Origin of the sequence: Roseibium sp. MMSF_3544, assembly GCF_030732845.1 — a bacterium.
GTDB lineage: Bacteria > Pseudomonadota > Alphaproteobacteria > Rhizobiales > Stappiaceae > Roseibium.
In genome coordinates this window covers 41,005-55,589 of sequence record NZ_JASHKA010000005.1, presented here as the reverse complement: position 1 = coordinate 55,589, position 14,585 = coordinate 41,005, and the positions used below count along the sequence as shown (strand labels likewise).

The window sequence follows — 14,585 nt, the reverse complement described above, 5'->3', positions numbered from 1 at the left end:
ATCGTGATGTTCACTCTTGAAGGAAAAACCATCCTGGTTGTCGGCGGTGCCTCCGGTATCGGACGATCAGTCGCAGAAATGGCTGCTCATCAGGGCGCAAAGGTCATTCTTGCAAGCCGAAATGCCTCCAGGCTTGCCATGGCCGCCGAAGAGATTGGCAATGGCACGGCCCACACCGAGGTTGACATGACCAACGAGGCCGCCGTGAAAGCCTGGGCCACAGCCTTGCCGGAGATCGACTACCTGGTCATCTCAGCGTCCAGCGCAGCTCACGGACCCTTTGCGACGGCAGAAACAGGGCCTTTACGCGCAATGTTCGATGCCAAATTCTTCGGGCCATACGTTACCGCGCGCGAGGTGTTGCCCAAGATACGTTCTGGCGGATCAATCATGCTGTTTTCAGGTGTCCTCAGCCGCCGCCCCGGCGAAAACTGCGCCGGCCTCGGAGCCGTCAACGGAGCGGTCGAGGCTCTGACGCGTGCCATGGCGCTGGAGCTTGGTCCCAATGTGCGCGTCAACTGCATGTCGCCCGGCATGGTCCGCTCCGAAGCCTATTCCTCTATGCCCGATGACGCACGCGAAGCAATGTATCAGAGCACGGGTGAAAGTTTGCTGGTCGGACGCGTTGGTGTTCCGACCGAGATTGCGCATGCAGTCTTGTCGTCACTGACGAACGGTTATCTGACTGGACAAATCCTCGACGTCGACGGCGGACACATGATCCGTCAATACGCCACGCGCTAGTTGAGGAACATTCAAAAGCACCGCAGCACTTTCCTGCGTATAGCCATTTTGAATCCCGTCAGGGCACTTGCTTCGCCTCTTTTGGCTCGAATGGAGTTGCACTCCATACGCCGGTCTTCAGCATTTCTTGCGCGGTTTCCCGGACCAGGTCGAAAATCGCGGTACGTGCGGGGTCCGGGGCCAATCGCTTGGAACTGCATAGGCACGCTGTGCGTTCAATTGGCGGATCGACCACCCTGGCGCTGGCAAGATGTCCTGTCTCAAGGTCCCGCTGGATCGCGGCGGGCGACAGGATGGAATAACACACCCCTTCCGCGGCCATGTTGGTCAAAACTGCCGGCGCATCGGCTTCGACGTCGAAATCGAGTGGAATCCCGGTTTCGTTGGACCATCGTTCGACCAGCAGCCGCAATCCGTGCGGCGGCCGCGTTCCGACCAAGGGCAATTTGGAGATTTGACCCGCCTTGACAGTTTCCCCGGAAAGAAGGCGGTCTGCCGGCGCACCCACGAGGTGAAGGTTTTCGACCGCGAGCGGACATGAGGTGAAGTCGTCGGTCTCCAGGACATTGAACAGGACAGCAATGTCCATGCGGCCTTCGCGCAGCATGTCCGCAAGATCTCCGCTCATAAGCTCGGAAACGATCAGCCGTATGTTCGGAAACTGCTGTTTTGCCGCAACGATAACCGGGCTCGCCAGAACAGGACAGACAGACCCTGGAAGACCGAGTGACACCTCACCGAACAATGTGTCCGGTCCCCCTTTGAACTGACGCTCCGCACTATCGACCATATCCAGGATGGCGCGCGCTTTTTCTGCAAACTGGCGCCCTGCGCGCGTTGGTGTAACGCCCTGAGCACCTCTTATCAGAAGAGCGACGCCGAGTTGCTCTTCGAGACGCCGTACGTGCTGGCTCAACGCCGGCTGGGCGATGTTGAGAGAGCGGGAAGCGCGCGAGAACCCACCGAGATCCAGAACCCGCAGAAAGCTGCGCAGGTGCTTATTCTCGATCACGTATACAGCCTCCAAAGCCATTGCATTTTGAAATAGTCAGTATTCTAATATTGTATTTCTCGCTAACGTGAAAGTCACCTAGTGTCCGGCATCAGACGCCGGATCAACTTCGGCGGAATTTCCGGGAGGAGACACATGAAAATCTTGAGAACCATACTGGCCGCAGCCGCCGCGTTCACGATGGTCGCTCCGGCCTATGCCGAATATCCCGACAAGCCGATCACGCTCGTCGTCGGTTTCCGCGCAGGCGGTGGCAGCGACACTGCTGCGCGCATTCTTGCAACCGAGATGGAAAGCATCCTGGGCCAGAAACTGATCGTTGAAAACAAGGGGGGCGCCGGTGGTGCTGTCGCTACCGAATATGTACGCAGGCAGAAGCCTGACGGCTACACGATCGGTTTCGCGGTTGCGACAACCTTTGCCTTTACGCCGCTTACCGGCAATGTTGCTTACACGGCAGACGATGTAGACTTCGTTGCCACCACGCATGGCTACCGTACCGTATTCGCGAGCCCGAAGGACGCCACTTTTGATGACTGGGCCGGGATGATCGCGACCGCAAAGGATCGCGGTTGGCTGAACTATGCTTCCATCATCCCGCTCGACCGCGCCATCATCAAATACATCGGTAACAAAGAGGGTATCGAGGTGAACATTGTTCCAACCCGCGGAGGCGCTGGCGCGCGGCAAGCGGTCCTTGGTGGCCATGTCGACCTTGCCTTTTCCGGTTCGAACGCTCTCCCCATGTATGAGGACGGCGCACTCAAGGTGGTTGCTGCCCTGAACCCGGAAGGTATTGCTGAACACACTTCCATTCCGACGCTGTCGAACCTCGGGTACGATGTAGCGGCAAGCGAAGCTGCCGTGTTCTTTGGCCCGAAGGATATGGATCCGGAAGCGCGGGCAAAGCTCGAATCCGCCCTTGAAGAAGCTGTTAAGTCCGAAGCGTTCCGCGACTTCGTCAACAACAAGTTTCGTGGCTTCGAGACCTTCCAGGACGGTGCAGCCACTGCAGCTTCCATTGCCGAAGATGCAGTCGCCTATCAAGAGCTCCTGGCCGCCATCAAGGAGTGACTCCAATGGCCGGCAAAGGTGGAACGAAGCGCACCACCGGCCCTACCCGGCCGGTGGAACTCAACCAGGATCTTGTCCTCGGTCTTGTGATCACGGGCTTCGGTCTGTTGCTGATCTTCTGGATTATTCCGGCACAGGTGAATGACGGCGGCAGCTTCGGCCTGCCACCAAGTCTGGCACCGAAATCCCTTGCATGGTTGATGGTCGCCATGGGTGCCGTGCTGACGGTTCAAAACCTGAAGATTCATGGCGATCCGGGCCGAGGTTTGACGCGGGTAGACGTCGCTTATCTGGCCGCCTCTGTGCTCTCTGTGGCTTTCATGCTGGTACTTATGCAATGGGTCGGAGACTGGGCCGGACGACCCTATGTCGGTTTTCTCGTTGCCGCGCCCGCGGGTCTGGTTCTTTTCACGTTGCTGCATACCGGCGCACCACTGTGGGTCTATCTGTTCAATGCCGTCGCCGCACCACTGGCAATCTACATAGGATTTTGGTGGGGCCTGCGCCTGCCGCTCCCGTGAAGACGCGTTGAAAGATCCGTTCTGAGGAACCCCTGATGGATTTCATTATCACCGCCCTCTTGGATGCCTTGTCGTTGACCACTTTCCTGTCGGTGGCGCTCGGCGTCCTGATCGGGATCGTGATCGGTGCGATCCCGGGTCTAAACGCGCCGATGGCCATTGCAGTTGCCATCCCCCTCACCTTCACCATGGCCCCGCTTGCCGCGATCGGCATGCTGGTCGGCGTGATGAAGGGAGGTGGCTTTGGCGGCGCCATCGGTGCGATCCTTCTGAACACGCCAGGTGAACCGCATTCGGCTGCGACGACCCTCGACGGCCATCCGCTTGCCAAGTCTGGCAAGCCCCGCAAGGCCTTGCAAACGGCACTCTATTCATCCGTTGTCGGCGACAGCTGCTCTGACCTGGTGCTTATCCTGCTTGCACCAACCCTTGCGATCTTCGCCCTTCAGGCGGGACCGGTGGAACTTGCCGCGATCCTGATCATATCGCTGACCCTGATCGCCTCGCTCTCCGGCAAGTCCCTGGCAAAAGGAATTTTTGCGGCTGCGTTCGGCGCGCTCCTGGCAACGGTCGGCGTCGATCCGGAAACCGCGTCGCCCCGCTTCACTTTCGGCTTTGTGGAACTGTTCGACGGCTTGCCGCTGGCCGCCGTTGCCATCGGCGTGCTTGCAGTGCCGGAAATTATCATGCGTCTGCAAGAAGGCCGTCACTACCGTCGCCGCGATGTCGAAGCGGTCGCCACGGAAGCCAGGCAAGACCGGCTAACCCTCTCCGAATTCCTCGCGTTGAAGATGCCGATATTCCGAGGTGCAGGGATCGGCACGGCCATCGGCGCCTTGCCGGGCCTCGGCACCACGCTTGCCGCCTTCCTCAGCTATGCAGCAACCAAGCGATTTTCCAAGCAACCGGAGAAACTCGGAACCGGTGCGACTGAGGGCATCGCAGCCACCGAGAGTGCCAATTCCGCTGTTTCCGGCGCGAACCTGATCCCGTTGCTGACACTGGGCATTCCGGGAAATCTCACGGCAGCCCTTCTGGTCGGGGCATTCCTTATTCACGGCGTCACACCGGGTCCGCTGATCTTCCAACGCGACGCGCAGCTCATCTATGGCCTCTTTGCCGCGATGATCATGGCGAATGTCATGGTTCTGGTTATTGGCAGCTTTGGCCTCCGCGTCTTTGCCCTGATCGTCAAAGTTCCGCCCTATGTGGTCTACCCGATCGTACTGCTGCTTTGCGTGGTCGGCATATATGTCAGCCAGGGCGGCTTCTTTGCAGTCTGGCTGATGCTGGGTTTCGCAGTGCTGGGATACCTGATGGTCCGGCTCGAGATTTCCGTGGTGTGTTTCATCATCGGACTGGTGCTCGGACCAATGATCGAGCTCTCGATCCGGCAGTCCGTCGTGCTGCTCAGCCGCAATCCGGCAGCCATTTTCGATCATGTCTTCGCCCTCGTCCTTGTCGTTGCGACGCCGTTCGTCGCCTGGATCCTGGTCCGCGACCGCGCACGTCTTTCCGACGGATAATCAAGGGAATTGTCGATGAAAACGCCCTACACCCCAGATGCCGAAGGTCCGATCCACGGGCTGCGTGTGGTCGATATGACCCGTCTCGCGGCAGGCAACATGATGACGCACATGCTGGCCGATTTCGGCGCCGAAGTCATCAAGATCGAACGGCCCGGCACCGGTGACGACCTGCGCCGTTTCGGCGAAGCCGAGGCCTGGTGGAAAGTCTATGCCCGTTCCAAGAAGAGCCTGTCGCTGGACGTTCGCAGCGAAGAAGGGCGCGAAATCCTGCTGAAGCTGGTGGAGACGGCCGATATCCTGACCGAGAACTTTGTCCCTGGAACCCTTGAAAAGTGGAACCTCGGTCCGGACGTTCTGTGGCAACGCAACGAGAACCTGATCATCACGCGCGTTTCCGGATGGGGTCAGACAGGCCCTTATGCCAAGAAGCCCGGCTTTGGCAGCCTGATCGAGGGCATGTCGGGCTTTGCCACCATGACCGGATGGGAAGACAAGCCCCCGCTCCTGCCACCGTTGGCGCTGGCCGACATGGTCGCAGGCATGGCCGGCTTTGGCGGGGTGCTCGCCGCCGTTATCGCGCGCATGAAGGGAGACACGAAAGGCCAGGTGATCGACCTTTCCCTGTTCGAGCCCTTGTTCGGCATTCTCGGTCCCTGGGCCGCCGCCTATGAGGCCACCGGCAAGGGCCCGGTCCGGCGCGGCAACAGCAGCGACGTCGCCGCACCACGCAATCTCTACCCAACAAAGGATGGCAAACACGTGGTGATGTCGGCCTCCATGCAATCCATGTGGGAGAAACTCGCCCACGCCATTGGACGACCGGAGCTTATCGAGGATCCACGCTATGCGACGTCCCGTGCCCGCGTGGAGAACCATGAGAGCCTCGACGCGATCATTTCAGAGGCAATGCAGACACGCACCCTGGAAGAGAACCTCGATTATTACGAAGCCGAAGGTGTCACCGTCGGCCCCATCTGCGACATCGCCGACCTGATTGATCATCCCTATATCCGCGGCCGCGGCGTCCTGCAGGACTATGACGATCCGGACATGGAGCGCTTACCCATGCACCAGGTGTTTCCGCGCCTCAGTGAGACGCCCGGGACGGTCCGGCGGCCCGCGCCCGGGCTTGGTCAGGATACGGCCGATTTGCTGGCCGAGCTCGGCTATAACGCCAAAGAGCGCGCCCTGCTCGCAGAAAGGGGCATTTTCTGATGTGGAAGTCCCTGCTCTTTGTGCCGGTTCTGGAAGACCGTTTCGTAAAAAGCGTTCCATCGCGCGGCGCTAGCGCCGTTGTGCTTGATCTTGAGGCCAGCATTGCGCAAGACCGCAAGACAGAAGCACGCAACGCACTAGCGCACGCCGTCAAGCAGCTCTCGCCTGACGTCGATGTGACGGTGCGGATCAATCCGCTCTGGCTGGACGCGATCCGAGATCTGGAAGCATCGGTGATTGCAGGTGTTTCGGCGCTTCATCTGGCGCGTTGCAACAGCGCCGGCGATGTCGCCGCCATCGACAATGTCGTGGGCGAACTGGAGGTGGAACGCGGCCTTGCCAAGGGGTCGATCCGATTGGTCGCAATGCTGGAATCTCCCGGTGCGGTGCTCAGCGCGGAAAAAATCGCAGCGGCGTCCCCCAGAATGGTAGGACTGACATTGGGGGTCGAGGATTACGCCACCGAGATGGGCACAAAGACGAGCGAAGACCTGCTCCGCCGGGCCGGATTCGACGTAATCCAGGCAGCTCGCGCAGCGCATATTTCCCCTCTTGTTGTCCCGGCCTCCATGGCTGATTTCCGGGATCTGGACGCACTGGAAACCGCGGCGCGTTATGCCAGAAGCCTCGGGTCTTCGGGAGGTTATGCGGTTCATCCGGCTCAGGTGAAAGTGCTGAACGAGGTCTTTGCGCCGACCGCTGAAGAACTCGACTGGGCTGACCGTGTGCTGGCGGCCAGTGAAGACGCCGCGACCTCGGGCAAGGCTGTCTTTCAGGTGGCTGGACAAATGATTGACCTACCGCTCATAAATCGAGCCAAACGGATCGCCGCCAACCGGTGAGTGCATCTCTCTTCCGGTTCCTGCGAATTCAATCGTGAACCAGCAAGCTTCGGGTTCGAAAATGAGCGATGAAAAAACCTATGCCTTTCAGTCGATTGCGCGATCTATACAGGATCACGACATCGATACGCTGTTCGGTCTCATGGGCGACGCCAACCTGTTCATGGTGGACCATTATGTGCGCGCCTGCGGCGGCACATTCGTGCCGGTCGCCTATGAGGGCAGCGCGGTGTTGATGGCCCTTGCCTATTCCCATGTTTCCGGCCGGATGGGTGTTGCAACAGTAACCCACGGCCCGGCTCTCACCAACTGCATCACGGCGCTTGCCGAGGGCGCGCGCGGCAATATCCCGATGGTGCTGCTGGCGGGCGATACGCCCGTCATGACACCGCAGAACCTGCAGAACATCGATCAGCGCGAGCTCGCCAAAGTCGCAGGCGCCGGCTTTGAGCAGGTCCGCGCGCCGCATACTGCCTCCTACGATATCGCCCACGCCTTTTACCGTGCCCGGATCGAAAAGCGCCCGATCGTGCTCAACATGCCCGCCGACCACATGTGGCAGGAAGCAACGCACGAGACAAAAGTCTTCGAGGTTTTCGACAATCCCGCCTATGTGCCCGAAGGAGACAATGTGGATGCTGCCATCGGCATGATCGCCTCGGCCAAGCGCCCGATCATCCTGGCGGGTGGTGGCGCGACAAGCGCGCGCGACCAGATCATCCGTCTCGCGGACCGGCTCGAGGCCCCGCTTGCGACGACGCTAAAGGCAAAGGGCCTCTTCAACGGCCATCCCTACAACATCGATATCTTCGGCACGCTCAGCACACCCGCCGCCTATGAGGTTATCGACAAGTGCGACTGCGTCGTCGCCTTCGGAGCCAGCCTGCACCATTTCACCACCGATCAGGGCAAGCTGATGAAGAACAAGCGCGTGGTTCAAGTCAACGAAAGCGGTACTGAAGTCGCCCGGAATTACCACCCGGATGCAGCCTTGATCGCCGATGCGGGCCTGACGGCCGATAACATCGTCTGGTGGCTCGATGAAGCGGAAATTCCACCGAGCGGATTTACAGGAGAACTGGACGTCCCGGCTCTTACAGCCCATCCGGCCGGAGATCCGGCAAAGGCCAAACCCGGTTTCGTGAACTTCGAACATGCTCTCGACCGGCTCGAGGAAATCCTGCCCAAGGACCGGGTCCTTGCCACCGACGGTGGGCGCTTCATGACCGAGGTCTGGTGCCGGATCTCAGCCCCCGGCCCCAAGAGCTTTCTCGCAACGGTCAATTTCGGATCGATCGGCCTGGGTCTGCAGGAAGCAATCGGCGCCGCGCTTGCTGCGCCCGACAGACCGGTTGTGCTCTTCACCGGTGACGGTGGCTTCATGATGGGCGGGGTCAACGAATTCAACACGGCCGTCAGGCTCAAACAGGACCTCATCGTAATCCTGTGTAACGATTCCGCTTACGGTGCTGAACACATTCAGTTCCTTGACCGCAAGATGGATCCGGGTTTGTCCATGTTCGACTGGCCCTCCTTTGCGGAGGTTGCCACTGCGCTAGGCGGCAAAGGCCTTGTGGTTGCCTCTGCCGAGGATCTGGACGCCGCTCTTTTGGCGATTGAAGCGCGCGACCGGCCGCTTTTGATCGAGTTGAAGCTCGATCCGGACGATGTTCCGCGCATGCGGCTATGACTTCGTCATCATCGTGACGTTAAACAACCTGGATACACAGGTTGCGATAACTCATGTTTTTCAGATACTTGGCGGGAGAATGGCGACCCCGGCAGGATTCGAACCTGCGACCATTCGCTTAGAAGGCGAGTGCTCTATCCAGCTGAGCTACGGGGCCTGATTGTGTAACAGCCGAAAACCGGCTGCGCATGTTCTTAAACAACGGTTGTGCGGATCATGTCGATCCGTGTATGACGCTTTCAACAGGCAATCCATTTCGGACCAAAAGCGTCAGAACCGCGCAATGCGGAAACCGCGTCTCAGTGTGTCCAGGGGGCGACCCGGTTGAACTTGAAATTATCCGCGTAGGCCGCGCCCTTGACCTTGCGCTCATGAGCTTTCTCGACACGGTGGGCGATACCATGGCGCTTGGCATAAGCGACGGCTTCTTCCTGCGTGTCGAAGTACAGGCGAACCTGCTGCTTCATGTCGGAAGACGACGTGTAACCCATCAGCGGTTCCACAGACTTTGCGACTTCCGGCTCATAGTCCAGGACCCAGCGGTGGGTCTTGGCCTTGCCGGACTGCATTGCTGTTTTCGCCGGACGATAGATGCGCGCAACCATATGACGGTGTCCCTAAAACAGATCTTCAAGGTCTCACATTCTCTTAGGAGCTTTTTCCCGCCTTTTGGCCGGAAGTCAACACCGTTGTTGGACTTGCCCGCCGCAAAGACCCGCGTGGGACCTCAACTGTGCGTGGGCAAAATAGCTGTTTACACTCTGAGGATTATCGTCCGTGCTTGAGATGACAGTTACCTGCATTGTGTGCTAGTAGCTACTTTAGCGTGAAGTTCGATACCGACCGTTGAGCTTTGCAGCCTGCTGACTTCAACGATTTTCAAGAGCCGGTTCCACGGCCATACGAGAAGTCGAAGCACTCAAGAAACAAAGAGCGGGACATATGCATCATAAACTATACAAAAATATCGGAGCGTATGTTCCCGAGCATGCCATTCCGTCATCGCCGTCTCCGATCAAGCTGAAGGCTGCGGTAGACGAGGCAAATCTCGGCGAAATGTGGGACATGATCCTGACCCTGGACTACGGCGTTTCCAGTGTGAACGAACTGCCGCAGGATCGTCAGGACGAATTTTTGAATGTCATGTCGCTGTTGCTGCAGGCGTTTGACCGCTGAAGTTCGACCGGTTGAACTGAGGTCCGCCCGATTTTCAGAAAGCTGACTTTGCAAGCACAGTTCGCCGGGTACCGCTCCTTGCGCAAAGGAAACGGTCTAGTTCCAGCTCTCCAATTCGTTTTCATACGCACTCAAATCACCGATATGGTCGCGCACCCAGTCCGGATCGTAATAGGTGTCCAGGTAGCGTTGACCGCTGTCGCACATCAGGGTCACAAGCGAGCCGTGCTCGCCGGCGTCCATCATGTTCCTGGCAAATGACAGGACGCCCCAGAGGTTTGTTCCGGTCGAGCCACCGGCCTTGCGCCCGATCAGTTTTTCCAGCCACAGGATTGTCGCAACACTGGCGGCATCGGGCACTTTCATCATGTCGTCGATGACATCGGGCTGAAACGAGTGTTCCACTTCCGGTCTACCAATGCCTTCAATGCGGCTCGACTTGTCCGAGGTCAGCGTGCTGTCGCCGGTGAAGTAGCTGTCGTAAAACACCGAGTATTCCGGGTCGACCACCGTCAATGCCGTGTCGAAACCTTTGTAGCGCACGTACCGGCCAAGCGTTGCGGACGTGCCTCCTGTCCCGGCGCTCATCACAATCCTTTTGGGAACGGGATGCGGTTCGAATTCCATCTGCCGGAAAATACTTTCGGCGATGTTGTTGTTGCCGCGCCAGTCCGTCGCCCGTTCCGCATAAGTGAACTGATCCATGAAATAGCCGTCAATCGAGCGCGCCAGCTCGACAGCAGCGTCATGCATTTCGGGTGCAGACCCGACAAAGTGGATCTTTCCTCCATAAAGCTCGATCAGGCGGATTTTGCTGTGCGCCGTGCTTTCCGGCACGACAGCAATGAACGGTGCGCCGATCATTCTTGCAAAATAGGCTTCAGACACGGCGGTGCTGCCGGAGGACGCCTCCACCACGGTCGTCCCTTCCCTGATCTTGCCGTTGCACAAGGCATAGAGAAATAGCGAGCGCGCCAGCCTGTGTTTCAGGCTGCCGGTCGGGTGCGTGCTTTCGTCTTTCAGATAAATGTCCACGCCTTCAAGGCGCGGCACCTGCAGTTTGAACAGGTGTGTGTCCGCGGACCTGTGCGAATCCGCGTTGATCCTGCCAACTGCCTGCGCCACCCAAGTGTCCATGGTATCCCTGTTTCTGTTTGAGCAAAGATGGTCCATCTGAGTGCAACTCAAACGGAAACTCAAGCCGGCAAGGAACAACGAGAAGTCCAGGTACGGGCTTCGCCGCTACGGCCTCGTCGCCGATAACGCATCGAACAATGGGCAGCTAGTGCACTCCGGACGCGTGACGCCGGGCCGGAAGAGATAGCCGGGCGTGCTCCGAATTGCGCCGGAATTCGTAGCTCAGGAGATGACTGAGATCGCTCGGCCCGCCTACGACCGTCAGCAGACCGGCGCTGCTCAACATCTTGCACAGAGGATCTGCGAAGCTTTCGACGGACCCAGGTGAAAAACATCCGATCAGCCGGACGTTCTTGTGCCGGCTTGTAATGCTTTCATGAACCTGCGCGCTCGAAAAGGAATCGGGCATGATCACAAAACTCTCGCCCGTATCCTGGTAGACGTTGTGATCCGGAAACCGTGCCTTGAGTTCCCGGATGAGCACCGGGATCTCCCGGTGTTCGGTCTCCCACTGCAGGTAGGCCTTCAGCTCGCCGATTGTCGACTGCGTGCCGGCAAGACAGACCCGCAATGTGGAGGGCCCCTGCTCGATCAGCGGAGGCTTTTTGTCCGGGTAGTTGCTGCTTTGAACAGCTTTTGCAAGAAACTCATAGAGGTCGTCTGAAAACTCGTGGTCCTGCCGTTCGACCACCTCGTCGCCGCTCCAGTATTCGGCTCCAGAAGAGACATAAACGCCCTTGAAGGCCTGCCTCAACCGTTCCGGTAGTCTGAGCATCACCTCGTTGTAGCTCAGGCTCGAAATCAGATAGCAGGACCTGAAGCGGGCAAAGCTTTGAACGTAGTCGGCAAAGTCGTTGTCGATCTGCCCGAAGGCACCCGGTGCAACGGCATTCAAGTCGAACAGGTACACATCTTCCAAGAGTGGTGTTTTCGGTTTCTTCGGTGTCTTCGATCTGCCGAAAAAGCCGCCGGCAGGTTGCTTAGAGGTTTTCGGGAACACGGCGCTACTCCTTCAGTCCCTTGTTTTGAGGGATCCAAAGCAAGTGTCCGGCCAAAGCACACCGTTTCTGGCCAAATGTTTTTTCTTATATTTTTCAGAAGTTTAGCGTGCACGCGATAGCGAGCGTCGAGGACGATTTTATTTTGGTTCGTCAATCGAGCGATTTTCGTCCCAAATTCGAACAAACCGAGCCACCGGCTTCTCGTTTCGACACCGTTTATTAAGTGTTTTTTAACCCTGACCAAAGCGCCAACAAGCGACAGAAAAGCGCGGCACCCGGCGCGGTCAAGTAATGAAACTGTCAGGAGAAAATGGTCGGGGCAGCAAGATTCGAACTTGCGACCCTCTGGTCCCAAACCAGATGCGCTACCAGGCTGCGCTATACCCCGATCCGTTGAATGCGTGCGGTGTATCCGCGTTCGGTGCAGGCGTCAAGAGGCGTCATATCGGTTTTCCCACTGCTAAGAACAGTCGGATCATAACTGTGGTTGCCTTTCACTCACCCGCCATCGACGGGCTCGAAACCTTGTCGCCGACATCAATGCCCAGGCTCGCTGACGTGCCGGCGTTGAGTTCCAGCACGAATTTCGCCGCTTCGCCCGACGGGATGACCTTTTCGGAAAAGGGTGTCGTGTCTGCGGCGATGCTGACGATCTCACCGGTCGCGCCAATATAGATAATGTCCAGCGGCAGCGGTGTGTTCTTCATCCAGAAAAACCGCTCGCCCTCGCCGTCGAAAATAAAGAGCATGCCGTGGTCGGCCGCCATTTCTTCGCGGTACATCAGCCCGCGCGAGCGTTGCCTATCGGTTTCGGCCACCTCGACCAAGAACCGGTGGGTCTGGTCTCCGGACTGAACCACGAGGTTTTCCTGGCGCAGCGTTTCTTGTGCGTTTTGCGACCGGGAGGCGGTTGTCATTGCCGCGACACTAACGAGGAGTGCGAGGAAAAAAGGCGTTATCACTCGGAAAATACGAAAAACCATGCTGAACCTTATTCGTGCCAGACAGACATCCGGTGCCATCCGGACCGGCGTCCCTGGTCTTTATCGAAGCTGTGTCTTTGTTTCAATTCAGCGCAGAAGAGCGGCAAACAAAAGGCCGGATCAGGTCCGGCCGCAAAGTAACGATGAATGAGCGTGGCCGCTAGTGCGACGCCGGGATGTGGGTCCCTGCTCCCATTGGCCGGATTTCGGCGGCCATCCGGCCTTTCGGGCCTTCGCCGAAGCGCACCATCACATCCTGGCCAGGACGCAATTCCGTAATCCCGAACCGGCGCAGTGTTTCCATATGAATGAAAATGTCTTCGGTGCCCTCGCCCTGGGTCAGGAAGCCGAAGCCCTTGACCCGATTGAACCACTTGACGGTCGCCTTTTCAAAGCCGCCTTCGGGAACGACCTGAACATGGGTTCTGGACGGTGGCAGCTGCGAAGGATGGGTCGCAGTTGTTTCGTCCATCGACAGAATGCGAAAGGCCTGAAGTCCGCGCGGACGATCCAGAACCTCGCAAACGACGCGTGCCCCTTCATATGCTGTCTGGTAACCGTCCCGCCTGAGGCAGGTCACGTGAAGCAGTATGTCGCCTTCGCCGTTGTCCGGTACGATGAAGCCGTAGCCCTTTCCGACATCGAACCATTTTATGGTTCCGGCAACCTCGAATACATCAACGGCTACGTCTTCTGTTGCCGTGTCTAGCGCGCGGGGTTCGCGTGCGGTTTTGACCCCCATAGCGATTTTATCCCGTCTCTCGTCCGCATCATTAAGCTGAGGGCAAGTTGCGACTCACCTCACAGCCGATTCCTAATAAAAGGATAACATTGCGACTAATTGCGAGAAGCGAAATTGTGGAACTAACCACAGACCATTTACAGGTTTTGCGCTTTTTATTCGCCGAAATTTGCAAAAGTTTGCGCCAATGGTGTCCGAATGACAGTAGAAGCGAGCGAATCGAGCGGTGTTTCTTGCCCGTTGAGAATCACGAGTTCGGCACGGTAGCGCACGGCGGTCACCGGCAACTGGGCGACGGGATGGACGACCAGGGACGATCCGAGCACCAGGAACAGGTCGCAGGTCTGGGCAGCCTGAAATGCCCGTTCCAGTTCAGCCTCGGGCATCTGTTGGCCGAAATTGACAACAGCGGCCTTGAGCAAGCCGCCGCATTCGTCACAACGCGGGCTTTGGCCGGCGTCCACATATGTGCGTTGCCCCTCCAGTTCGGCCCGCCTGCCACAGTCAAGACACGTGGCATAGGTCGAGTTGCCGTGAATCTCGATCAGCTTGTCCGCCGGGAAACCTGCTTTTCGATGCAGTCCGTCAACATTCTGCGTGATGAGACACCTTAGTGCGCCTTTATGGGCGAGCGCGGTGAGCGCAAGATGTGCTGCGTTCGGCTCGGCCTGGTCGAAAAAACGCATCATTTCAAAGCGCTGATCCCAATCCTTGAGCCGGCTCTTTTCAGAAACTATGAAATCCTGGTATTGAACCGGTTGTCGCTGGGACCATATCCCTCCCGGGGACCGGAAATCCGGAATTCCCGATTCCGTTGAAATTCCCGCACCGGTCAACGCCACGATGCTGAGGCCGTCATCCTTGAATAAATGGGCGACAAAGTCCCTGGCATCTGAAAGGCTGGTGATGAGTGTCATGA

At 58.1% G+C, this 14,585-nt stretch carries 15 protein-coding genes and 2 tRNA genes; 8 read left to right on the top strand and 9 right to left on the bottom strand.

Going from position 1 to position 14,585, the window contains the following annotated elements:
- The first annotated feature begins 6 nt into the window (after positions 1–6).
- Positions 7–744 carry an SDR family oxidoreductase gene (locus tag RBB47_RS09000; protein ID WP_305985446.1) on the top strand — a complete coding sequence of 246 codons (738 nt, stop codon included), beginning with the start codon at positions 7–9 and terminating at the stop codon, positions 742–744.
- Positions 745–802: 58 nt separating this feature from the next.
- Here RBB47_RS09000 and RBB47_RS08995 read toward each other — a convergent pair whose 3' ends face one another.
- On the bottom strand, positions 803–1,756 hold the full coding sequence (locus RBB47_RS08995; RefSeq protein ID WP_305985445.1) for a LysR family transcriptional regulator: 954 nt from the start codon (positions 1,754–1,756) through the stop codon (positions 803–805).
- Between the two features lie 135 nt (positions 1,757–1,891).
- Here RBB47_RS08995 and RBB47_RS08990 point away from each other — a divergent pair, with 135 nt between their 5' ends.
- The 6 genes from RBB47_RS08990 (at position 1,892) to RBB47_RS08965 (ending at position 8,627) form a co-directional block, all read left to right on the top strand.
- Positions 1,892–2,830, top strand: coding sequence for a tripartite tricarboxylate transporter substrate binding protein (locus RBB47_RS08990; RefSeq protein WP_305985444.1), 939 nt, complete (start codon positions 1,892–1,894; stop codon positions 2,828–2,830).
- A gap of 5 nt (positions 2,831–2,835) precedes the next feature.
- Entirely contained in the window at positions 2,836–3,351 is a 516-nt protein-coding gene (locus tag RBB47_RS08985) for a tripartite tricarboxylate transporter TctB family protein (RefSeq protein WP_305985443.1), read from the top strand.
- Between the two features lie 35 nt (positions 3,352–3,386).
- Entirely contained in the window at positions 3,387–4,877 is a 1,491-nt protein-coding gene (locus tag RBB47_RS08980; RefSeq protein WP_305985442.1) for a tripartite tricarboxylate transporter permease, read from the top strand.
- A 15-nt stretch (positions 4,878–4,892) separates the two neighbouring features.
- Positions 4,893–6,095, top strand: coding sequence for a CaiB/BaiF CoA-transferase family protein (locus RBB47_RS08975; RefSeq protein WP_305985441.1), 1,203 nt, complete (start codon positions 4,893–4,895; stop codon positions 6,093–6,095).
- Positions 6,095–6,937 (top strand): CoA ester lyase, encoded by an 843-nt coding sequence (locus tag RBB47_RS08970; RefSeq protein ID WP_305985440.1) that lies wholly within the window; start codon positions 6,095–6,097, stop codon positions 6,935–6,937. The genes RBB47_RS08975 and RBB47_RS08970 overlap by 1 nt, the downstream gene beginning before the upstream one ends.
- A 61-nt stretch (positions 6,938–6,998) precedes the next feature.
- Positions 6,999–8,627 (top strand): thiamine pyrophosphate-binding protein, encoded by a 1,629-nt coding sequence (locus tag RBB47_RS08965; protein WP_305985439.1) that lies wholly within the window; start codon positions 6,999–7,001, stop codon positions 8,625–8,627.
- Between the two features lie 80 nt (positions 8,628–8,707).
- On the opposite strand, the gene RBB47_RS08960 is transcribed toward RBB47_RS08965, so the two are convergent.
- Both RBB47_RS08960 and RBB47_RS08955 read right to left on the bottom strand, forming a co-directional pair.
- A tRNA-Arg gene (locus tag RBB47_RS08960) sits at positions 8,708–8,784 on the bottom strand.
- Positions 8,785–8,926: 142 nt separating this feature from the next.
- Positions 8,927–9,232: an ETC complex I subunit gene (locus RBB47_RS08955; protein ID WP_305985438.1), complete on the bottom strand. Its 306-nt coding sequence runs from the start codon at positions 9,230–9,232 to the stop codon at positions 8,927–8,929.
- Between the two features lie 337 nt (positions 9,233–9,569).
- On the opposite strand from RBB47_RS08955, the gene RBB47_RS08950 reads away from it, so the two are divergent.
- Positions 9,570–9,803: a hypothetical protein gene (locus RBB47_RS08950; protein WP_305985437.1), complete on the top strand. Its 234-nt coding sequence runs from the start codon at positions 9,570–9,572 to the stop codon at positions 9,801–9,803.
- Between the two features lie 96 nt (positions 9,804–9,899).
- Here RBB47_RS08950 and RBB47_RS08945 read toward each other — a convergent pair whose 3' ends face one another.
- From RBB47_RS08945 to RBB47_RS08920, 6 genes are all read right to left on the bottom strand, one after another.
- On the bottom strand, positions 9,900–10,928 hold the full coding sequence (locus RBB47_RS08945) for a PLP-dependent cysteine synthase family protein (RefSeq protein ID WP_371932763.1): 1,029 nt from the start codon (positions 10,926–10,928) through the stop codon (positions 9,900–9,902).
- Between the two features lie 157 nt (positions 10,929–11,085).
- A complete protein-coding gene (locus RBB47_RS08940) occupies positions 11,086–11,940 on the bottom strand; it encodes a hypothetical protein (protein WP_305985435.1) in 855 nt (284 codons plus the stop codon).
- Between the two features lie 312 nt (positions 11,941–12,252).
- Positions 12,253–12,329: transfer RNA gene (locus RBB47_RS08935), tRNA-Pro, on the bottom strand.
- A 106-nt stretch (positions 12,330–12,435) separates the two neighbouring features.
- Positions 12,436–12,858, bottom strand: a complete 423-nt coding sequence (locus RBB47_RS08930) for a DUF192 domain-containing protein (protein ID WP_305985434.1) — start codon at positions 12,856–12,858, stop codon at positions 12,436–12,438.
- 226 nt (positions 12,859–13,084) lie between these two features.
- Positions 13,085–13,666, bottom strand: coding sequence for a cold-shock protein (locus tag RBB47_RS08925; RefSeq protein ID WP_305985433.1), 582 nt, complete (start codon positions 13,664–13,666; stop codon positions 13,085–13,087).
- 155 nt (positions 13,667–13,821) lie between these two features.
- Entirely contained in the window at positions 13,822–14,583 is a 762-nt protein-coding gene (locus RBB47_RS08920) for a Sir2 family NAD-dependent protein deacetylase (RefSeq protein ID WP_305985432.1), read from the bottom strand.
- Between the last annotated feature and the right edge of the window lie 2 nt (positions 14,584–14,585).